The sequence below is a fragment of the Lujinxingia litoralis genome (assembly GCF_003260125.1).
Classification (GTDB): domain Bacteria; phylum Myxococcota_A; class Bradymonadia; order Bradymonadales; family Bradymonadaceae; genus Lujinxingia; species Lujinxingia litoralis.
Genome location: NZ_QHKO01000013.1, coordinates 39756 through 59841 on the forward strand (window position 1 = coordinate 39756; position 20086 = coordinate 59841).

A 20086-nucleotide genomic window follows, 5' to 3' on the forward strand; every position below is an offset into this window, starting at 1 on the left:
CCTGTCCCACCTTAACCCGGCCTCCCGGCGCCACGCCGCGGAGCGCCCCCTCAATGGAGAGTGTACTTATGTTGCGACGCCTCACTGTGTGGATGCCCCTGCTTCTGATCTTCCTGCTGGCCTGCGATTCGCCCCAGCCCGCCGAAACCACCGACAACTCCGCCGAAGCCGAAGCGCCCCAGGCCGAAGAGACCCCCGAAGCCGAAGCCCCCGAAGCTGAAAAGGCCCCCGAAGCCGAAGCTCCCGAAGCCAACGAAGATCCCCTGGCCGCTCCGGCCGACGTCGCCGCTCCCCCGGCGGACGCCGAGGTCACCTCCAGCGGACTCGCCAGTAAGGTCCTCAAGCCCGGCTCCGGCACCACCCACCCCACGGCCACCTCCACCGTCAAAGCGCACTACACCGGGTGGACCACCGACGGCAAAATGTTCGACAGCTCCGTGAAGCGCGGTCAGCCCCTGACCATGCCCCTGGATCGCGTCATCGCCGGCTGGACCGAAGGCGTCCAGCTGATGGTCGAGGGCGAAAAACGCCGCTTCTGGATCCCCCAGGACCTGGCCTACCGCGGCGCCCCGGGGGCCCCGGCCGGGATGCTCGTCTTCGACGTGGAGCTCATTGAGATCGTCAAGTAAGCCCCGCGTTTCATGGGGCTCCCGGCGCTGGCCACGCCCCGGGCGTGTACCTAGCTTCCAGCCTGAAACCTGACCACTGCCCCCGGGAGCCCCATGAGCCTGCACACATCCCCTTCTCAGGAATCGATCTGGGAGTACCCCACCCCGCCGGCCTTAGAGCCCAATCGGCGCCATATCCGTGTCCTGGTGGGCCGCACCGCCGTCGCTGACTCCACCCGCACGCTTCGCCTGGTACACACCGGCCACCCGCCCCATTACTACATCCCCCCCGAAGACGTGCGCCTCGACCTTCTCCAATCATCCTCCCACTGCAGCTTCTGCGAGTGGAAGGGCGTGGCCACCTATTTCGATCTTCGCCTGGGCTCCACCCTCATCGAAGCCGCGGCCTGGACCTACCTGCGCCCCCCCCGCAACTTCCAGGCGCTTCGCGACTACATCGCGTTCTTCCCCCACAAGGTCGACCGTTGCCTGGTCGACCACATGAGCGTCTCTCCCGAAGCCCAACCCGAACGCGGCGGCTGGATCACCCCCGACCTCGTCGGCCCCTTTCGCTGAATTCGCTACGATAAGTCGCCCAGCACCCGACGAAAGCCCACGCTTTGCCCGAGCACATCCAGCCGGAAATACTCCGGCACCCGCACCCGCCCCGTGCTCGGATGCCCCTCCACCTCTCCCCAGTCATCAGGCGGCTCCAGGTAAGCGTCGACCTCCAATGAGGTCCCATCCAGACGGCCCTCAATAAAACGCACTCCCGCCCCGATGCAGCCGTCGCCCAACACCTTGGTCACCCCCAGTGAGCCCCCGGCCTCCCTGACCTGCACCAGCTGGGGCACCAGCCCGTCCTGGCAGGGATATCCCTCCATCATCCACTGCCCACTGAGCGAAAACTCCCCCAGATCGGGACGTACCGGGGGACCGGTCTCCGGATACACCCGCCGCATGAGCAGAGCACCATCGGCCGCCTCCAGATGCAGGCGATGGGCACCCTCGCTTCGAACCGCCACCGACGCATCCCCCAGACTCACCTTCCCCGAGGTATCCGGCTGCCCCTCCCAGAGCACCTCCCCACGCTGCCGACACGCGTCGTCGCGCATCACCCAGGCCAAAAGCTCCCCCTCCACGCGCTCCACCTCCACCAGCTGAGGCTCCGAGCCCTCCTGACACACCGTCCCCTCCACCGCCCAGGTCCCCTCGTACACAAAGGGCTCTTGATCCTGATCGCCACCGCCGCAGCCCAACATCCCGAGCCACACCACGCTCCCCGCGATCCAACCCACACCAGAAGCTCTCATCTCGTTTCCCTTATCCGTCTAATAAACGCGCCCACGACGATGGGGTCTCTTGTCATGACGGGCGCCCCAATCCCGAGGACACACGCTCACGCTTCATAGCTCTCGCCTCAGTGCACCATCAGCGAAAGCACCGGATGCCTGGCAAAGGAGTAGAGACGAGAGCAGAGGTTCTGCTGACAACTCACATTCCCCTCTCCCTCCAACGCCAGGGACCTGTGAACCTCCACCAGGCAGCTGGCAACCTCCCGGTAGCGCTCATCGGTGTAGCGGCCATAAACCATATGGTCCCCGCTTTGCCCATCATATCGCACCGAAACCCAGGCCTGCGCTCCCAGCGGCATCGCATCACCGCCGGCGTTCGCGATTCCCTGCCCCAGCGTGTGGCATTCGATCGACGCCTCAAAGACCTCTTCCCCACCGTCGAGGATCGCCCCGCTATGCGGACAGGGCGCCTCCTGGCCAAAGGTCATCGTACGCAGCGCCTCGCCAGGCTCCGCCCCGCCCAACCCGGCGCAGATCACCCCCTCGCCGGAGCAATTCGCACCTTTGGTCTGCGGGCCGAGCAGCCACACACTAAAGCCCAGCCGCTCCACATGCTCGGGCGCCTCCCCCTGAACCTCGGCCAACACCTCCCTCATCCGGGCCTGCACACAGCGCCCCAACGCCTCTTCGGCCTCCTTCCCCTGGATCTGCCCGAGCTCAAAACCCTCGGCCCCTCGCTCGGCGACGGCCTCAAAGTAAGCATTACTCGTGGCAAACCCCTTACCTGCACAGGCCTTAAACGCCTCGCTTTTAGCCTGCATCGCCTCCCAGCCCACGTTGCGAAACGCCGCCTCGGCCTTCAGCCGGGGCGACGTATCCTCGGGAGCTCCTTCCTCCACCGCCGACGGGTCCGGAAGAGAGGGCAGCGCCGCGCTGACCTCCGCCTCAAGCGCCTCGCCTTGCGAGGCCTCTTCCAAAGATGGCGCAGCCTCATTCGCCCCGGCGCCTTCGCCCGATGTGGGGCTTGCCAGACACCCGGTCATCGCGACGAGCAGCCCCACAATGCAGATCCTTTGGTACGTCATAACCAACCTCATCTCGTTACTTAACCCGCGGCCATCCTCCTGAATGTACCGATAGATTGCAACGGCGCCACCCGACTCCCACCTCACCCCTTACTCGCCCCCCTCCTCCCGGACTCAACCCCCATTCATTCCCTTGCCAGACCCCTCACCCTCAGACTCAACCCCCATTCATTCCCTTGCCAGACCCCTCACCCTCAGACTCAACTCCCATTCAATCCCTTCCCAGACCACACACGCTCAGACTCCACTCCCATTCAATCCCTTCCCAGACCCCTCACGCTCAGACTTAACCCCTATTCAATCCCTTCCCAGACCCCTCACGCTCAGACTCCACTCCCATTCAATCCCTTACTCGCCCCCCTACTTCCGGACCCGACTCCCATCTCACCCCTTACCCGACCTCCTGACCTTGAACTCGACTCCCATTCAATCCCTTACTCGTCCGCCCCGCCGCGCCCCCCACCTTAGCCTCCTTCCCGCGACTCCCCCTTGACCGCACAGCCCCCCCGGGCATCCTCTCCCTCGATGTCTCCTCTCCCCCTCGCCGGCACAGGCCCCCATGCACACGCTCCTCCCTCTCAAACACCCCCACGACCGGGCCATCCTGGCCATGGCCATCCCCGCCATCGGCAGCCTCGCCATCGATCCCCTGGTCTCCCTGGTCGACACCATCTTTGTCGGTCACCTCGGCACCGCCGAACTCGCCGCGCTCGGCATCAACAGCGCGATCTTTGCGATGGCCTTTATCATCTTCAACTTCCTGGCCTACGCCACCACCCCCAAGATCGCCGAACACCTGGGCCGCAACCGCCCCGAAGAAGCCTCCCAGGTCGTCGCCCACGCGCTCTGGCTCGCAACCTTCTGCGGCGTGCTCATGACCGGTCTCCTCCTGGTCGCCGCCAACCCCATCCTCGACCTGATGGGCGCACAGGGCGCCGTGCTTAAGCCCGCTCAGACCTACCTGCACATCCGAGCCTTTGCCGGCCCCGCCCTGCTGATCAGCACCGCGGCTCACGGCGCATTTCGCGGCATCCAGGACACCCGTACCCCCCTCTGGGTCACCGCTCTGCTCAACCTCATCAACCTCGTCCTCGATCCCCTGCTGATCTTCGGATTTGGCCTGGGCATCGCCGGCGCGGCCGCCGCTACCGTGGCCGCCCAGTGGACCGGTGCGCTGATCTTCGTGTGGCTCCTGGTCCTTCGCCGACGAGGCCCCCTCCACGTGCCCCGCATAGGGCCTTCGATCGCGGGGATGCTCCCCCTGCTCCGCGTAGGCAGCGCGCTCCTGCTGCGTACCGGCGCGCTGGTCGGCACCATGACGCTGGCCACCGCCGTGGCCGCTCGCCAGGGCACCCAGGCCGTGGCCGCTCACCAGGTGGCCAACCAGATATGGGGCTTCTTCGCCCTGCTCATCGACGCGCTCGCCATCGCCGGCCAGGCACTCCTGGCCGGGTTCATCGGTCGAGGTGACATCGCTCAGGCCCGAGCCCTGGGCAATCGCCTCCTGCAATGGGGCCTGGCCTGCGGACTGACGCTCGGCATCGGCATCTGGCTCACCGGTGCCTGGATCGCCCCGATCTTCACCTCCGACACAGAACTCGTAGCCCTGATCCTGACGCTCATCCCCTTTGTCGCCCTGCTTCAACCCCTCAACGCCGCGGTCTTCGTCTGGGACGGTCTCTTCATGGGCACCCAGGCCTTCCGCTTTCTGGCACTCGCCATGCTCATCAGCACCGCCGTGGCCGCCAGCATCCTCGCCGCCACACACGCCCTTGGCTGGGGCCTCTTCGGGGTCTGGTCCGCCATCACCGCGCTGATGCTCGTGCGCGCCATCACCCTGGGGCTGCCCTGGTGGCTAAAACGCGTCCCGGGCCTGGATACCGCTCCCTAACGAAGGTCCAGCACCCGACTGGCATTCTTATAGCGCACCCGAAATCCCCGAAAGCGCGGCAGCACACTGGCCTTGGGATCCGCGGCGCGCGCACTCTTCTTATCCATCGGAGTCATCGTCACCCGCTGCGCCAGCGCCGAAACCCGGCAGTGATACCGAAAGCCCAGATACTCCCAAACCCGGGGAAACTCCTCGCGCAAGGGCTCAAGATCGAAGCGATGAATCTGCAGCTCATCCTCAAGCTCCGGTCGCAGATCCCCGGGCTCCACCAGCAGCAGATCCCCCTCCCGCTCCACCCCCAGCTGCCGGAGACGCTCCCGAAGATAGTCCTGCGGCGGCGCAGGCCCCTGGCGCCCCTCCCAGCTGCGATCGATCTCGGGCCAGTCCGCCAGCACGCCCCAGATATGCAAGTCGTCGAGCACCATCTCCCCGGCCGGCTTCATCATCCGACCTTCCAGAATCGCCGCCGCGGCCGCCTCCCAGAGTTCCTCTCCCTGCAAGGCCTCCTCCCGACTGCTCAAAACAACACCGGCCAACTCGCGCTGCACCTGAGCCCGAACAAAAGGCGCCCCGCCACGCTCCCCGGCACGCACCTCCCCCACCTGCCGCTGCCCCACCCCGGCGTCCACCAGATCCTGATACGTACAAGGAAGCACCATCTTGCCCGAGCCCCGCACCCCGGTGCCGTCATCGCCGATCCAGAAGGTATCCAGAATCACCCCGGCCACCGGGTCCGGCGGCGACTCCTGCCCCTGGCCCAGCCCCGGGCTCTCAAAGGGCCAGACCACCAGCTCGATCTCACCATTGCCCCAGGGCTCCGCCTTCCCCCGAGCCCCCCGCCCCTTGATACGACGCTTGAGCGCACGCTTGCGCACCACAAAGGCCGACTCCTCAATCCGGGTCAGCGCATAGCGCACCAGCTCCTGCGACGACGCCAGGTCCGGGTCCCCCACCGGCTCCAAACGCTTGACCCCGAGGCGCTCGCGCAACGATCGGGCAACCTGCCGCGTCTCCTGCACCGCCGCCGCGTGCAGCCCGTGGCGACGATTGTCCCCGCGCCGCAGCGTCACCAGCTGCAGACTCACCTCATCGCCCACCCCCTCAAAGAGCTCCCGGCGCTGCTCCCGCACCTCCTGGCGCCTCGCCCCCAACAGATGCTCGGGCAACAAGAGATCGCGACCGCGCTGCAGAATCGCCACCAGGTCGCAGAGCGTCGCGGCCAGCGCCTCCGGAGGGTCGATCAACAGACGCCCCTCAGCACCCGACACCGGCATCGCCGCCAGCTGATGCCCCAGCTCGGTGAGCCTACCCTCCGCCGTCAGCGCACCGGCGCGCCGCAGACGAGCGCGCGCCGTCTCCACCGCAAACTCCGGCGGCGGCGAAATCCAGGGGGCTCCCAATAGCTCCGGCCCCTCCAGCCCTACCGAGGCCGCAGCGAGCAACACATCATCGAGCTCGATACGCTCGATTTCCGGAGCGGCGTGCTCACGAGCCTGATAGCGCGCGCTCCACAACCTCACACAACGCCCCGCCCGCACACGCCCGGCTCGTCCCGCCCGCTGATCCATCGACGCCTCAGCTACCGGCACCAGCGCCAGCGCCGAACGCCCGCCCCGATGCACTCGCATCCGCGCCAGCCCACCGTCGAGCACCAGCGTCACCCCCGGCAACGTCACCGACGTCTCCGCCACATTGGTCGCCAGAAACACCCGCCGCCGCGGCGCCGACGCCTTAAACGCCCGCTGCAGCTGCTCCACCGGCAGCCCCCCGTGCACCGGCACAAGCTCCAGCTCGTGCTCACGCGCCAACCCTTGAAGGGCATCTTCCGCCGCCTGAATCTCCCGCTTCCCCGGGAGAAACACCAGCACATCCCCCCCGTCGTCACCTTCTGCCCCGAGCCGACGCACCAACGCATCGCGAACCCGGGCAGCTAACCCCTCCCCCGTGGGCGCCGGCACATCCTCCGCGTAGCAAATCTCCACCGGGTAGGTGCGCCCCGAGGCCTGATGCACCCGGGCGTCGATGCCGGCGGCAATCTCCCGGGCGTCCACCGTCGCCGAAGTCAGCACCACCTGCCCTTCAAAACGCCCCTGGGCCTGCGCGCGCAGCAGAGCCGCGCAAAGCACATCGACCTCCCAGCCCCGCTCATGAAACTCGTCGATCAGCACCGCCCCAAAACGCTCGCGCTCCCCATCACGCTCACGAAGCATCCGGAGCGCGATGCCCGTCGTCGCAAAGAGCACCCGGGTCTCCGGACTGCTGCGATCGTCAAAGCGCACCCGATACCCCACCGACGCCCCGACCTTCTCCCCGCGCTGCTCCGCCAGAAACCCCGCCAACGAGCGACACGCCACCCGCCGCGGCTCCACTACCAACACCGCCTTGCCCGTATGCTCGGCCAGCCACAAGGGCAGCCGGGTCGACTTCCCCGACCCGGTGGGCGCTGTCAAAATATGGCGCGAATGCTCCCCCAACGCCTCCAAAAACGCATCGCGAATCTCATCGACCGGCAAGTGCAAAACTCCTCCTGAAGTCGGGTCCTCAAGCCCTCCCCTCATACCTCCCGACTCCCCCGGGCTCAACGCCCCCCTTTCAACTCCCCAACCCAATCAACGGTACCCCTCGGCCTGCAGCAAAAAGAGCCGCGCGTAGGTTCCCCCCTCTTTCATCAACGCCTCGTGGCTGCCCAGCTCACTGACCTGCCCCTGGCTGAGTACCGCAATACGGTCGGCCATGCGCACCGTCGAGAACCGATGCGAAATCAATATCGCCATCTGCTTCTCAGTCAGCTCCCGAATCCGATCAAAGACCTCCGCCTCGGCCCGGGCATCCATCGCCGAGGTCGGCTCATCAAACACCAGAATATCGCTGCCGGTACGCATAAACGCCCGCGCCAGCGCCACCTTCTGCCATTGCCCCCCCGAGAGCTCGCGCCCGTCCTTAAACCACCTCCCCAGCTGGGTGTGGTAGCCCGCCGGCATCGACGTCACAAAGGTATCGGCCATCCCCTGCGCCGCGGCCCGCTCCCAGCGCACCTCGTCTTCAAGGTAGTCCACATCACCCACCCCGATGTTCTCCCCAACCTTGAACTGGTAGCGCACAAAATCCTGAAAAATCACCCCGATCCGACGATGCAACTCCGCAAGCCGCCAGTCCCGCAGATCCGTACCATCGAGCAAAATCCGCCCCCGGCTCGGCCGATACAAACGCGTCAGCAACTTGATCAACGTCGTCTTCCCCGAACCGTTCTCCCCCACCAACGCCAGCTTCTGCCCCGGCGGCAAATGCAGACTCAGCCCCCGCAGCGCGTACTCGTCCTGCCCCGGATACGCAAACCACACATCTTCAAATCGCAGCCCATCCCCAGGCTTATCCCCCACGCTTACCCCCTCATCCTCATCCTCCACCGGCTCTTCCAAAAGCTCATACAGAGTCGAGAGATACAGATTATCCTCATACATCCCCCCCACCGAATTCAGACTCGCCGAGACCGCCGACTGCCCCTGCTTAAAGAGCAACAGGTACATCGTCATATCCCCCAGCGTAATCGCTTCGTTCACCGTCTCGATCACCACCCACACATACGCCCCGTAAAACGCCCCGGTGCTCAAGAGCCCCAGCGCATAACCCCAGAATCCCCGGCGCAACGTCAGACTGCGATCTTCACCAAAGACCTTCTCAAAAATCGCCCGGTAACGCTCGAGAAGCATCGGCCCCAACCCAAAGAGCTTGACCTCCTTGGCGTAGTCCTCCCTGGCGAGCACCGTCTCCAGGTACATCTGCTGACGAGCCTCCGGAGAACGCCAACGAAACAAGCGAAACGCCTCCCCGCTAAAACGCGTCTCCACCAGAAATGCCGGCAGCCCCGCCCCGAACAAAATCACCACCGCCCAGGGAGAGAGCTGCCACAGCAGCGCCGCCGCCCCCACCAACGTGATGGCGTTTTGCACCAGCGCAAACGTACGGTTGACCAGACTCAAGGGCCGCGACGACGCCTCCCGCCGAGCCCGGGTCAGCTTGTCGTAAAACTCGCTATCTTCGAACTGTGTCAGCGAGAGCTGGAGCGACTTCTCCAGAATCAACGTGTTGACCCGGTGTCCCAGCAGCGCGCGCAGCAGACTCTGACACACCGTCAACCCCCGCTGCGCCCCGGCCATCACCACCACCAGCGCCGCCTCCAACCCCACGTACATCAGCGCCAGCTCCCGATCGGCAACCGCCCCCGACCCGGCCGCCTGAACCACCTGATCCACAATCAGTTTGCCCACGTACGCGATCGCCGCCGGCATCACCCCGGCCACCAGCGTGAGCACCCCCAGCAACACCGTCAGCTTTGCGCTGGTGGACCACACCAGGCGCAACGCCTCACCGCTGTAGCGAAAGACCCCCAGATAGCGTTCGCGCAACCCGACGTCCGCCGCCGGGCTCTCCACCATAGAATGTCCTCGGGGGGCCATAACTCCTCACGCGCTAAAACCGGCACTTCAAAAAAACGAACCAACCTCCCGCCCACTCTTCCCCCGAGACCCTCCTCACGTCCAGCTTCCTCCTCTCAAGGCCCGGGCGATCGCCTCCCACGATCGAGTTACACCCATTTACAACGCAAATGCTGCGCAAACCCTTCTTTTCGGCGCAAATTTCACACACCTTCTCCCCCGCTGACCGAAACCCGCGGACTTATTGCACTTCTTCGCTCCGGAGACCTCGCAACCGTCCTCCATCACGCCGGACTTGGCGCGTTTCCGAGGCCTTTTGCGCCCCCCTCCGCGATTCCTTCCTTGCAAAGGTTCTTAACGATACCGGATAGTAGAAGGGCCAGAGTCAGGAACAACTCGATGTCGGCCCCTGGCAGGGCCGCGACGAAAGAAAGGCAGGGCGCCCATCAAGGGCGCGCTGTGTGTAGCTGGACGAATCTATGGCCGATCGCAGGGAAGAATCATCAGGGCTCTCGACTCCCGCTCATCACGACTGGGATCTCCCCTTTGACACGATCGTTGAGACGATCAACGACGGCATCCTCGTCTGTGAGATGGATGGCACGATCATCTACGCCAACGTCAGCATGGCCACGATGCTCGGCTACGCACAACAACAGATGGTGGGCAAAACCCTCTTCGACTTCATGACCGAAGCCTGGGCCCGGCGAGCTCGCGAAAACCTGGCGCGCCGCCAGGAAGGCGTCGCCGAGATGTTCGACCACCAATTCTCTCACAGCGACGGTCACGGCGTCTGGACGCTCGTCTCTGCCAAACCCATGCGGGAGGACGACGGCACCCAGTGGGGCTCACTGGTCGCCATCCAGGACATCTCCGATCGCAAGCACATGGAAGAGGAGCTGCGCCAGGCTCGCGACGAACTCGAGCGTCGCGTTGAAGAGCGCACCCAGCAGCTCGTCGAGATCAACGCCCGCCTCCAGCGCGAGGTCGAGGAGCGCACCGAAGCCGAGCAACGTGCCCTGGAAGCCAGCCGCGCCAAGAGCGCCTTTTTGGCCAACATGAGCCACGAGCTGCGCACCCCGCTCAACGCCGTGATCGGCTACACCGAACTCATCCAGGAAGATCTCGGCCTGGGTGCCGAACACATCGATGTCCCCGGCGTCGCCCGCGATCTGACCAAGATTCACGCCTCGGCCAATCATCTGCTCAGCCTGATCAACGACATCCTCGACCTCTCCAAAGTCGAAGCCGGTAAAATGGAGCTCTTCCTGGAGAGCTTCGACCTGGCCGACCTGGTCCGGGAAGTCATCGACACCATCGAGCCCCTGGCCCGTCAGAACGACAACGCCCTCGACATGAACGCCCATTACCATGGCGAGTTCGTTGCCGATCGCACCAAGCTCAAGCAGGTGATGCTCAACCTGATGGGCAACGCCGTAAAATTCACCGATGAAGGCACCATCCGCCTTAGCACCTCCCCGACCACCGTCCACGGCATGGCGGGCGTGTGCATCGAGGTCGAAGATACCGGCATGGGGATCTCGGCCGACAAGATCGAACACCTCTTCCAGCCCTTCACCCAGGCCGACGAATCCACCACCCGCCGACACGGCGGCACCGGACTCGGCCTGACCATCTGCAAGCGTTTCTGCGAGATGATGGGCGGCAACATCGAGGTCGAAAGCAAGCTCGGCCAGGGCACCATCTTCCGCGTACTTCTGCCCTCGGCAGATCCCTCCGGGCTTCAGGAACACTCCGACGTGCTCTGGAAACCCGACTTCGAAGGCGCCGCCCTCCATCCGGAGCTCGACGCCGGCCCCCGCATCCTGGTCATCGACGACGATCCCAACGTCCACGAACTGATGCGCCGCATCTTAACCCCGCGCGGCTTCCAGCTGGTCTCGGCCTACAGCGGCGACCAGGGCGTGACCCTGGCCCAGGAACACCTCCCCGATGTCATCACACTCGACGTGATGATGCCCGGAAAAGACGGCTGGAGCGTGCTCTCCACGCTCAAATCTCACGCCGGCCTCGAACACATCCCGGTCGTCATGATCTCGATGGTCGACGACCGCAACATCGGCTTTGCCCTGGGCGCCACCGACTACCTGGTCAAACCCATCCAGCGCGACCGCCTCCTCAAAACCCTCTCGCGCTTCCACCCCGAAGAGGGCGCCAGCGCCCTGGTCGTCGAAGATGAGCCCGACATCCGCGAGATGATCTCCCGTCACCTGCGCAACGCCGGCTGGTCGGTCAACACCGCCGCCCACGGACGCCAGGCCCTGGAGATCCTCGAAGACGAACGCCCCGACGTCGTCCTCCTCGACCTGATGATGCCCGAGATGGACGGCTTCGAAGTCGCCGAAATCATGCGCAGCGAACCCCGTTGGAAAGACATCCCCATTGTCGTCGTCACCGCCATGGATCTCGACGACGCCGAAACCGCCAGACTGCGACGCTCGGTCTCGCGCATCTTAAGCAAAAACGTTCGCTCCATCGACGAAGTCATGACCGAGGTCATGGACGTCATCGGGCTCGGAGGGCCCTCCAGGAAAGTTCGCATCTAAACGCCGCAGGTTGACCCACCACCATCCAGGCATCGCGCAAGGAGTCGACGTGAAGAAGCTGCTCAGCAAAGACGGTCGCACCATCGCCTACTCAGTCCACGGTGAAGGCCCCGAAGTTCTCGTCCTTGTGCACGGCTGGATGGCCTCCAGCGCGGTCTTCGACCGCTTTCTTCCTCACCTCGACGCCTCCCGCTTTCGCATCATCGTCGTCGACCATCGCGGCGCCGGCGCCTCCTCCCCCTGCGCCAGCTACACGATCAACGACTACGTCGAAGACCTCAAAGCGGTGCTCGACCACGCCGACGTCTCCTCCGTTGACCTGCTCGGCCACTCCATGGGCGGCCTCATCTCCCAGGTCTTCGCCGCCCGTTACCCCGAACGGATCAAAAAGCTCGCCCTGGTCTGCGCCGTCCCGGCCACCGGCATGGAGCTGCCCCCCGAGGCCCACGATCTCTTCCTGAGCGCCGGCCAGAACCGCGAGAAACTCGCTGCCATCCTGGGCATGGCCACCCTGGAGCTCTCCGAAGACGCCGCCGAAGTCATGCTCGACGACGCCATGACCATCCCGGCCGAGTGCATCAAAGCCTCCTACCTCGCCTGGACCGGCGGCGGCTTCGAAGACGAACTCGCCAGCATCCAAGCCCCCACCCTGGTCGTGGGCACCGATGACCCCTTCCTGCCCCCGGACTTCCTCAAAGCGGTGATGGTCGAGCCGATCGCCAACGCCTCCTTCGCCTACCTGCCCGGCCCCGGTCACTACCCCCAGGTCGAGCGCAGCGCCGAGCTGGCCGCCATCATCAACGCATTCTTCTGAGCACCACTCACCCCACCCTCAACCCGAGGTCTTATGGTCTGATCCGATGTACGTGCACTGTCGACGCCACCGCACACGCGGCGGGCGTCAACACCCCAAAGTAGATGTCGAATCGTTGTTTTAAGGAGTTAGGAAGATGAAGAACACGATGAAGATGGTAGCTCTCTCGTTGGTGGTGGGGATGGCAGGAATCGTCGGCTGTGGGGAACAGCCGGCACCGGACGACAACACCGGCGCGCTCACGCAGGCGCTGGGAGAAGACGCTCAGGTGCGCTATGCGCGTACAAAGGATCGCAAAGACATCGCTTACCGCGTGATCGGTGACGGAGAGCAGGACGTCGTCCTGGTCCACGGCTGGATGGTCTCCGGCGCGGTGTACGACAACCTCATCGAAGAGCTGGCCGGCCCCGATTACCGCCTGATCGTGCCCGACCTGCGCGGCAGCGGCCTCTCCAGCATGCCCAAGGGCGGCTACTCGCTGCGCAACTACATCAAAGACATCCAGGCCGTGGTCGACGACGCCGACGCCGACGACTTCATCCTGGCCGGTCACTCCATGGGCGGCGCCCTGGCCCAGCTCTACGCGGCCAGCTACGACGACGACCTCGAGGGCCTGATCCTGATGTCGCCGGTGCCCGCCTCCGGCTTCCCGCTGCCACAGGAAAGCTATGACCTCTTCGCGGCGGCGGCCTACGACACCTCCCTCCAGGAGCTGATCATCCAGATCTCCAGCGTCGATCTCCAGCCCGAAGACTTCGCCGCGATGGCCGACGACGCCGCCGGGGTCAAACCCGAGGCCATCCGCCAGGCGCTCGACGCCTGGACCGGCGCTGACTTCGCCGACAAGCTCCACAAGATCGACGTCGACACCCTGATCCTGGTCTCCGACGACCCCTTCATGAACCCGGCCCTCCTTCAGGCCGCCATCGGCGACCTGATCGACGACAGCGTGGTGGAGTACTTCCCCGGCAGCGGTCACTACCTCCTGGTCGAAGATCCCGCCTCCACCGCCGCGCACATTGACGCCTTCATCAGTGGGCTCGACTGATCGCCACTCCTGCTGCATAATGCCGGCTCGGAGCCCTCTATTTGCTCCGGGCCGCTTTGCCCGGCCCGCGTAAAACGACTGTGGGTCGGGCGTTTTTTTGTCTGCAAGATTGCGTTCAGGATCGGTCAGATGAGCAGTTGGAAAAAGATCGCCGCGGTAATCGGCCTGGCCACCCTCTTCGGGGCCATCGCCGCGCTCGTTCAGGGAGCCAACCTCAGCGCCCTGCTTATCGGCGCCGGGGGACTGGCAGCCATCCTCTACACCCGCTCGGTACTCAACCCTTACGGCGAAGTCATCGACGCCATCGAGCGACTGGCCCAGGGCGATCTCACCCAGCCTCGTCTCACCGTGACCCTCGGCGGAGAAATCGGCCGCATGGCCACCGCCGTCAACCAGCTCCTCACCCAGCTGCGCATGCTCAGCGAAGAGGCCACCGAACTGGCCAACGGCTACATCGGCGTGCGCCAGCTCCAGAGCAAGGTCCTGGAGACCGGACAACTCTCCGCCGTCGACCTCCCCTCCAGCTCCAGCCAGGGCGATCTCAACCGCAGCTTCGCCCAGCTCACCAACCAGCTGCGACGCCTCACCGTCAAAGCTTACATCATCGCCAACGACCAGCTCTTTAACCCGGCCCTCGACGAGGAGCTCCCCGGCGAGCTCGGCGACGCCTTCGGCATGATGGTCCGCAACCTGCGCAACCTGGCCGGACGCGCCGGCGAGATCGCCCGCGGCGACCTCACCAGCCAGGTCGAGGGGGACGGCGATCTGACCAACGTGTTCAACGAAATGGTCACCGGCCTGCGCGAGGTTGTCGAAGAGATCATGCGCAGCGCCCTGCACGTGGCCACCTCCACCGAGGAGATGCTCCAGGTCCTCCACCAGCACGAGAACTCCGCCCAGCACCAGGCCGCCAAGATCCGCCAGACCCAGCTCACCGTCGAGGGCCTCTTCAACTCCTCCGACGCCATCGCCGACAGCGCCCGACAGGTCTCCCGCGCCGCCGAGGACACCTGCCAGAAAAACCGCCAGATCGGCGCCCACATCCAGGAACTCAACCAGCACAGCGAGCGCATCTCCGAGATCCTCAAGCTGATCAAAGACATCGCCGACCGCTCCGACCTCCTGGCACTCAACGCCAGCCTGGAAGGCGCCCGCGCCGGCGAAGCCGGCAAGGGCTTCGCCCTGGTCGCCAACGAAATGCGCCGCCTGGCCGAAAACACCATGGAGTCGGTCGGCGCGATCAAGAGCCTGGTCGGCGACATCCAGGACTCCGCCCGCACCACCGCCGTGGCCTGCCAGGAGGGTCTGGACCGCTCCGAAGAAACCACCGAGGTCGCCACAAAGATCAAAGTGGTCACCCAGGATCAGCGCGAAAACACCGGCGAGGTCAACCGCGCCATGGAAGACCTCTCCCGCCTGGTTACCAACTCCGTGGCCGGCATCCGCCAGGTCACCGTCACCGCCTCCGAACTCGCCACCCTTTCAGAATCCCTGCGTGAAATGGTAGAGCGCTTTGACGTAGGCGAACGACATGGCGTGGAGCCCTGGCAACTTCAGCAGCGTGACTCGGCCCTCGACATCCATCCCGCCCACGGAGCATGACCCCCCGGGAGTGGAACAAACTTGCGCCCACGCGCGTCCTGTACACAATGCTATCCATCAACGTCTCCCAAAAAGCATCCACCACCAGGCAGTGAGAGTATCAGCATGGCGAAGATCCTCCTTGTAGAAGACAATGAAATGAACCGCGACATGTTGGCGCGTCGCCTCCAGCGCCGCGGCTTCACCGTGGCCGTGGCCACCGACGGTCAAGAGGCGGTGAACATGAGCCGCAGCGAGTCGCCCGACCTGATCCTCATGGACCTGAGCCTCCCGGTGATGGACGGCTGGGAAGCCACTCGCCAGATCAAGGCCCACACCCCCACCGCCAAGATCCCCCTGATCGCCCTGACCGCGCACGCGCTGGAAAGCGATCGCACCAAGGCCCTGGACATCGGCTGCGACGACTTCGAAACCAAGCCCGTCGACATCGAGCGCCTCCTCGGCAAGATGAATGCGTTTCTCGAAGGCTAAGGCCCCCGCCTGACCTCGATAGCATCAGCGCCCTCCGCCCCGCGGTCGGCGCTTTTTTTTCGTGGCATCCTTATCCGCCGCTGCTTCTTTATAGACTGACTTCCCTCTTTCTTAGCGGAGCCCCTTATGTCCCGACACACGATCCTCAACGCCACCGCCGCGCTCCTCCTCACCGGGGCGCTCGTCGCCTGCGCCACCCCCAACGCCGAGACCGGCACCGCGCAATCCGAACTCACCCTGATCCACCTGACCACCGCCCCCACCGACGATGGCCAGCTGCTGTTGCGCCTGGAGAACACCGCCCGACGCCCCCTCAAAGCCAACCTCTGCCACGCCGAGCTTCACCAGCAGCTCGACCAGCAGTGGGAGCCCTCCGAGCAGGAGCTGACCTGGTTCTGCGAAGACGCCTACGTCATCGTCAACCCCGGCGGCGTGCGCGAGGCCCGCTTTGACGCCTCCGCACTCCAGCCCGGCCGCTACCGCTTCACCACCTCCATCGAGATGCCCGTGGGCCTGGACTTCAAGAAACTCACCTCCTCGGCCTTCGACATCGTCGCGCTCAACGCCCCCACCAGCTCCGACGACGTACCCACCGACGAGAGTACCCCCGGCGGCGAGGAAGCCCCGGAAGACGAGCCCCCCACCGACGCCGCGCCGGTCGAGGAAGGCGCCCCTGCCGACCAGGCCCCCACCCCTTAAGCCCACCTCAGCGCACCGCCCCCCGGCTGGTCGGGGGGCCGGTGGTGGGTAGCTTTGACTCATACGACGAAGACGCCGGGGGGCGATCCCTGACCTCCGGCCAGTCCCCTGCAGCGGTCGGGAGGTCGTCATGAGCAACCAGATGCGTCAGCACCTGCGCTTTCGCCTGATTCACCACATGCGCTGGCTGCGCTTCAAGCGCATCCTGGGCTACCTGGGCCCCGGCGTGTACTTCGACCGCCGGGTCGAACTGATGCGCTACCCCGCCAACATCCACATCGGCAAAAACGTCGTGCTCAAAGAAGGTGCGCGCCTCTGCGCCTGCAACCCGCACGCCCATATCCGCATCGGCCAGAACACCTCGATCGGCTACCACACCTTCCTCTTCGCCTCGGCCGGCATCACCATCGGCCGCGACTGCCTGATCGCCCCCTTTGTCTACATCGTCGACAGCGACCACCAGGCACGCCGCGACCGCCCCATCCACACCCAGCCCAACCAGGCCCGCCCCATCGTCATCGAAGACGATGTCTGGATCGGCGCCGGCGCCAAACTCCTTAAAGGCGTGCGCATCGCCCGCGGCGCCGTCATCGCCGCCGGCGCCATCGTGCGCAAAGACGTCGGCCCCTATCAGATCGTCGGCGGTGTCCCCGCCCGCACTCTGGGAGAACGCCAATGAAGCGCCCCTCCACCGGCGCGGTGATCTTGAGCCGCTTCTCCTCCCGGCGCCTCCCCGGCAAGGCCCTGATGCCCCTGGGCGGCCGCCCCCTGCTGGCCTTTGTCATCGAGCGGGTGCGTACCGTGCTGCCCACCGAGCGCATCGTGGTGGCCACCTCGGTGGAGGCCTCCGATGACCCGATCGCCGCCTTCTGTCAGGCCCACCAGGTGACCTGCTACCGCGGCGACCTCCACGACGTGGCTGCTCGCTTTGTGGGCGCCGCGCGCACCGCCGGCTTCGACTTCGCCTGCCGCATCAACGGCGACAACGCCTTTGTCGACGCCCCCACCCTGCGCGACATGCTGCAACTGGCCGACTCCAACGACTACGACTTCGTGACCAACGTCCACGGCCGCACCTTCCCGGTGGGCATGAGCATCGAGATCGTGCGCACCGAATTTATGCTGCGCCTGCTCCGCCACCTCGACGCTCCCGAGCACCGCGAGCACGTGACCCTGGCCCTCTACCAGCGCCCCCACCTGGGCCGCCGGCGCTACGTCTACAACACCGGCCTCCCCCGGGCCGCCGGCCTCCACCTGGCCATCGACGAGTTCGCCGACCTGGCCCGCGCCCGCGCCCTGGTCGCCCGTATGACCGGCCCCCACACCGACTACGACCTGGCGCGCCTCCTTCAGCTCCTGCCCGCCGAGCCCCCGTGCTCCACCCGCTCCTCCCCGGCCTGACCGGCGAGCTCTCCCCCCCATGCGGCCCTTGCCATCGCCTGCCGGTGCCTACCCCTTGGCTCGCCACGCCTGGCACTTCGCAAAAATCCCCCGCACCTTCTCCCCCGGATGTACCCCATGCACACCGTCGATGTCGCCGTGATCGGCGCCGGTTTCGGTGGTCTGGCCACCGCCCTCACCCTGGCTGAAGAAGGCCTCGATACCGCCCTCTTCGAGCGCCTGACCTACCCCGGCGGCTGCGCCAGCACCTTTTATCGCCGCGGCTACCGCTTTGAGGCCGGCGCCACCCTCTTCTCGGGCTTTGGCCCCGGACAGCTCTTCGATACCTGGATCAAGCGCCACAACCTCCCGGTGCGCTTCGAATCCCTCGACCCGCTGGTCACCCTGCGCACCGCCGAGATGGAGCTGGCCATCTCCAGCGATCGCCACGCGCTGACCGCCGCCTTCTGCGCCATCCCCGGCGCGCCCACCGGGGCCCTCCGGCGCTTTTTCGCCTACCAGCAACGCGTCGCCGACGCCCTCTGGGCGCTCTTCGATGACCCCACGCTCCTGCCCCCCTTCACCCCCGCCAACCTCACCCGCCACCTGGGCCGATCCCCGCGCTACCTGGTGCTACTCAACGCCGTGGGGCGATCGGTCGGCGACGTGCTCAAACGCTTTGAGCTCGCCAGCTTCCAGCCACTGCGCACCTACCTCAACGCCGTCTGCCAGATCACCGTGCAGGCCAGCGCCGACCAGGCCGAAGCCCCCTTTGCGCTGGCGGCCATCGACTACTTCTTTCGCGGCACCGGCCATATTCACGGCGGCATCGGCCAGCTTGCCACCGCCCTGACCGACGCCATCCAGAAGCTCGGGGGACAGGTGTACATGGCCGACCCGGTGCGCCGCCTCACCCGCGAACACGACCACTGGGTGCTCCAGAGTCGCCGCCGCACCCTGCGCGCGCGCTTTGTGGTGGCCAACCTGCTTCCCGCCGCGCTCCTCCAACTCCTGGACGATCCGCAGCTCGCCAGCCCCTCCCTCGACCGCCACCACACCGCCGTCCAGGGCGGCTGGGGCGCCGCCATGCTCTACCTGGGCGTCGACCGCACCCAACTCGCGCGACCCGAGGCCTTTCACCTGGAACTCGTCGACCAGACCGACGCCCCCTTTCGCGAGGGCAACCACGTCTTCTGCTCGGTCAGCGACGCCGACGAGGCAGGCCGCGCCCCCGACGATCAACGCGTCGTCACCCTCTCCACCCACGTGCGCATGGCGCGCTACGCCGACGCCTCCCCCACTGAGCGGGCTGCCTACATTCACGACGTCCAAGAGCGCATGCGCCAGACCCTGAAGCTGCGCGCCCCCGAGTTGAGCCACGCCATCCGCTTTGAGATGACCGCCAGCCCCCGCACCTTCGAGCGCTTCACCGCCCGACCTCACGGCTACGTCGGCGGTGTTCCTCGCCGCAAAGGCCTACAGAACTACCGCGACCTCGGCCCGCAGCAGGTCGCCCCAGACCTCTACCTGGTCGGCGACAGCGTCTTCCCGGGCCAGAGCACCCTGGCGGTGGCCCTGGGCGGCCTACGCACCGCCCGGGCCATCCTCTGATCGTCTGACATCGCGCCACCTTTTCCTTCGACCACCGGAGCCTGCCATGTCCCACACTCCCACCGCCGACGACCTCATCGATCGCCATCATCTGCAGCCCCACCCCGCCGGTGGCTACTTCAGCGAAACCTGGCGCTCCGCCCTCACCCTGCCCGCCGCCATACTCCCGGACGAAGACGTCCCCCGACAGGCGGGCACGGCCATCTACTACCTACTCCTGAGCGACCAGCTCTGCGTTCGCCACCGCCTCTTCTCCGACAAACTCTGGTTCCACCTGCTGGGCGACCCGCTCACCCTCTCCCTGGAGTCCCCACGGGGCGACCTCCGCGAGCTCACCCTGGGCCCGACCCCCGATCTCATCTTCCAGGCCCTGGCCCCCGCCCATCACTGGCAGTCCGCTCGCCCCCTGCCAGGCCCCACCGGCTACGCGCTGATGGCGTCGGTGGCGGTCCCCGGCTTTGACTTCGGCGACTTTGAGCACTTCAGCCCCTGACCCCACGGCCCTCCGAGACCCGACATCTGGCCAGGACGCGCGCTCCCTACGAGTTGACTGCCTGCGCACCGCCCGGACCATTCTCT

General features: G+C 65.8%; 17 protein-coding genes. 13 read left to right on the forward strand and 4 right to left on the reverse strand.

All coding sequences use genetic code 11. The features are described from left to right. Window positions 1–68 precede the first annotated feature (68 nt). Together DL240_RS20830 and DL240_RS18355 are read left to right on the forward strand one after the other, a co-directional pair. On the forward strand, window positions 69–629 hold the full coding sequence (locus tag DL240_RS20830) for an FKBP-type peptidyl-prolyl cis-trans isomerase (protein ID WP_199589864.1): 561 nt from the start codon (window positions 69–71) through the stop codon (window positions 627–629). 93 nt (window positions 630–722) lie between these two features. After that, entirely contained in the window at window positions 723–1184 is a 462-nt protein-coding gene (locus tag DL240_RS18355; protein ID WP_111731360.1) for a DUF427 domain-containing protein, read from the forward strand. A gap of 5 nt (window positions 1185–1189) precedes the next feature. Here DL240_RS18355 and DL240_RS18360 read toward each other — a convergent pair whose 3' ends face one another. Both DL240_RS18360 and DL240_RS18365 read right to left on the reverse strand, forming a co-directional pair. Next, window positions 1190–1921, reverse strand: a complete 732-nt coding sequence (locus tag DL240_RS18360) for a hypothetical protein (RefSeq protein WP_146618410.1) — start codon at window positions 1919–1921, stop codon at window positions 1190–1192. 107 nt (window positions 1922–2028) lie between these two features. Further along, complete coding sequence (locus tag DL240_RS18365; RefSeq protein ID WP_111731362.1) at window positions 2029–2988, reverse strand: hypothetical protein; 960 nt, start codon at window positions 2986–2988, stop codon at window positions 2029–2031. A gap of 559 nt (window positions 2989–3547) precedes the next feature. On the opposite strand from DL240_RS18365, the gene DL240_RS18370 reads away from it, so the two are divergent. Next, window positions 3548–4879, forward strand: coding sequence for an MATE family efflux transporter (locus DL240_RS18370; protein ID WP_111731363.1), 1332 nt, complete (start codon window positions 3548–3550; stop codon window positions 4877–4879). Here the strand turns inward: DL240_RS18370 and DL240_RS18375 are convergent. Both DL240_RS18375 and DL240_RS18380 read right to left on the reverse strand, forming a co-directional pair. Beyond that, window positions 4876–7398, reverse strand: coding sequence for a helicase-related protein (locus tag DL240_RS18375; protein ID WP_146618411.1), 2523 nt, complete (start codon window positions 7396–7398; stop codon window positions 4876–4878). The two genes, DL240_RS18370 and DL240_RS18375, sit on opposite strands and share 4 nt — an antisense overlap. A gap of 90 nt (window positions 7399–7488) precedes the next feature. After that, complete coding sequence (locus tag DL240_RS18380; RefSeq protein ID WP_111731365.1) at window positions 7489–9315, reverse strand: ABC transporter ATP-binding protein; 1827 nt, start codon at window positions 9313–9315, stop codon at window positions 7489–7491. 479 nt (window positions 9316–9794) lie between these two features. Between DL240_RS18380 and DL240_RS18385 the strand changes: the two genes are divergently transcribed. The 10 genes from DL240_RS18385 to DL240_RS18430 all read left to right on the forward strand — a co-directional run bounded on the left by DL240_RS18385 (window position 9795) and on the right by DL240_RS18430 (window position 20000). Further along, window positions 9795–11882, forward strand: coding sequence for a hybrid sensor histidine kinase/response regulator (locus DL240_RS18385; protein ID WP_111731366.1), 2088 nt, complete (start codon window positions 9795–9797; stop codon window positions 11880–11882). Window positions 11883–11931: 49 nt separating this feature from the next. Next, window positions 11932–12696 (forward strand): alpha/beta fold hydrolase, encoded by a 765-nt coding sequence (locus tag DL240_RS18390; RefSeq protein ID WP_199589865.1) that lies wholly within the window; start codon window positions 11932–11934, stop codon window positions 12694–12696. Window positions 12697–12832: 136 nt separating this feature from the next. Continuing rightward, window positions 12833–13744, forward strand: a complete 912-nt coding sequence (locus DL240_RS18395; protein ID WP_111731367.1) for an alpha/beta fold hydrolase — start codon at window positions 12833–12835, stop codon at window positions 13742–13744. Between the two features lie 129 nt (window positions 13745–13873). Further along, window positions 13874–15346 carry a methyl-accepting chemotaxis protein gene (locus DL240_RS18400; RefSeq protein WP_111731368.1) on the forward strand — a complete coding sequence of 491 codons (1473 nt, stop codon included), beginning with the start codon at window positions 13874–13876 and terminating at the stop codon, window positions 15344–15346. A 105-nt stretch (window positions 15347–15451) separates the two neighbouring features. Then, window positions 15452–15817 carry a response regulator gene (locus DL240_RS18405; RefSeq protein WP_111731369.1) on the forward strand — a complete coding sequence of 122 codons (366 nt, stop codon included), beginning with the start codon at window positions 15452–15454 and terminating at the stop codon, window positions 15815–15817. Between the two features lie 126 nt (window positions 15818–15943). Then, on the forward strand, window positions 15944–16516 hold the full coding sequence (locus tag DL240_RS18410) for a hypothetical protein (RefSeq protein WP_111731370.1): 573 nt from the start codon (window positions 15944–15946) through the stop codon (window positions 16514–16516). Between the two features lie 130 nt (window positions 16517–16646). Continuing rightward, window positions 16647–17195 carry an acyltransferase gene (locus tag DL240_RS18415; RefSeq protein ID WP_111731371.1) on the forward strand — a complete coding sequence of 183 codons (549 nt, stop codon included), beginning with the start codon at window positions 16647–16649 and terminating at the stop codon, window positions 17193–17195. Next, window positions 17192–17917 (forward strand): cytidylyltransferase domain-containing protein, encoded by a 726-nt coding sequence (locus DL240_RS18420; protein WP_111731372.1) that lies wholly within the window; start codon window positions 17192–17194, stop codon window positions 17915–17917. The genes DL240_RS18415 and DL240_RS18420 overlap by 4 nt, the downstream gene beginning before the upstream one ends. A 117-nt stretch (window positions 17918–18034) precedes the next feature. Beyond that, window positions 18035–19507, forward strand: coding sequence for a phytoene desaturase family protein (locus tag DL240_RS18425; RefSeq protein ID WP_111731373.1), 1473 nt, complete (start codon window positions 18035–18037; stop codon window positions 19505–19507). A gap of 46 nt (window positions 19508–19553) precedes the next feature. Then, window positions 19554–20000: a cupin domain-containing protein gene (locus tag DL240_RS18430; RefSeq protein ID WP_111731374.1), complete on the forward strand. Its 447-nt coding sequence runs from the start codon at window positions 19554–19556 to the stop codon at window positions 19998–20000. Window positions 20001–20086 lie beyond the last annotated feature (86 nt).

Excerpts from the sequence above, each read along its gene's own strand:
- DL240_RS18360 (WP_146618410.1), bottom strand. The coding sequence starts at position 1,921 with ATGAGAGCTTCTGGTGTGGGTTGGATCGCGGGGAGCGTGGTGTGGCTC.
- DL240_RS20830 (WP_199589864.1), top strand. The coding sequence starts at position 69 with ATGTTGCGACGCCTCACTGTGTGGATGCCCCTGCTTCTGATCTTCCTG.
- DL240_RS18415 (WP_111731371.1), top strand. The coding sequence starts at position 16,647 with ATGAGCAACCAGATGCGTCAGCACCTGCGCTTTCGCCTGATTCACCAC.
- DL240_RS18405 (WP_111731369.1), top strand. The coding sequence starts at position 15,452 with ATGGCGAAGATCCTCCTTGTAGAAGACAATGAAATGAACCGCGACATG.
- DL240_RS18385 (WP_111731366.1), top strand. The coding sequence starts at position 9,795 with ATGGCCGATCGCAGGGAAGAATCATCAGGGCTCTCGACTCCCGCTCAT.
- DL240_RS18355 (WP_111731360.1), top strand. The coding sequence starts at position 723 with ATGAGCCTGCACACATCCCCTTCTCAGGAATCGATCTGGGAGTACCCC.
- DL240_RS18425 (WP_111731373.1), top strand. The coding sequence starts at position 18,035 with ATGCACACCGTCGATGTCGCCGTGATCGGCGCCGGTTTCGGTGGTCTG.
- DL240_RS18365 (WP_111731362.1), bottom strand. The coding sequence starts at position 2,988 with ATGACGTACCAAAGGATCTGCATTGTGGGGCTGCTCGTCGCGATGACC.
- DL240_RS18395 (WP_111731367.1), top strand. The coding sequence starts at position 12,833 with ATGAAGAACACGATGAAGATGGTAGCTCTCTCGTTGGTGGTGGGGATG.
- DL240_RS18400 (WP_111731368.1), top strand. The coding sequence starts at position 13,874 with ATGAGCAGTTGGAAAAAGATCGCCGCGGTAATCGGCCTGGCCACCCTC.
- DL240_RS18380 (WP_111731365.1), bottom strand. The coding sequence starts at position 9,315 with ATGGTGGAGAGCCCGGCGGCGGACGTCGGGTTGCGCGAACGCTATCTG.
- DL240_RS18420 (WP_111731372.1), top strand. The coding sequence starts at position 17,192 with ATGAAGCGCCCCTCCACCGGCGCGGTGATCTTGAGCCGCTTCTCCTCC.
- DL240_RS18430 (WP_111731374.1), top strand. The coding sequence starts at position 19,554 with ATGTCCCACACTCCCACCGCCGACGACCTCATCGATCGCCATCATCTG.
- DL240_RS18410 (WP_111731370.1), top strand. The coding sequence starts at position 15,944 with ATGTCCCGACACACGATCCTCAACGCCACCGCCGCGCTCCTCCTCACC.
- DL240_RS18370 (WP_111731363.1), top strand. The coding sequence starts at position 3,548 with ATGCACACGCTCCTCCCTCTCAAACACCCCCACGACCGGGCCATCCTG.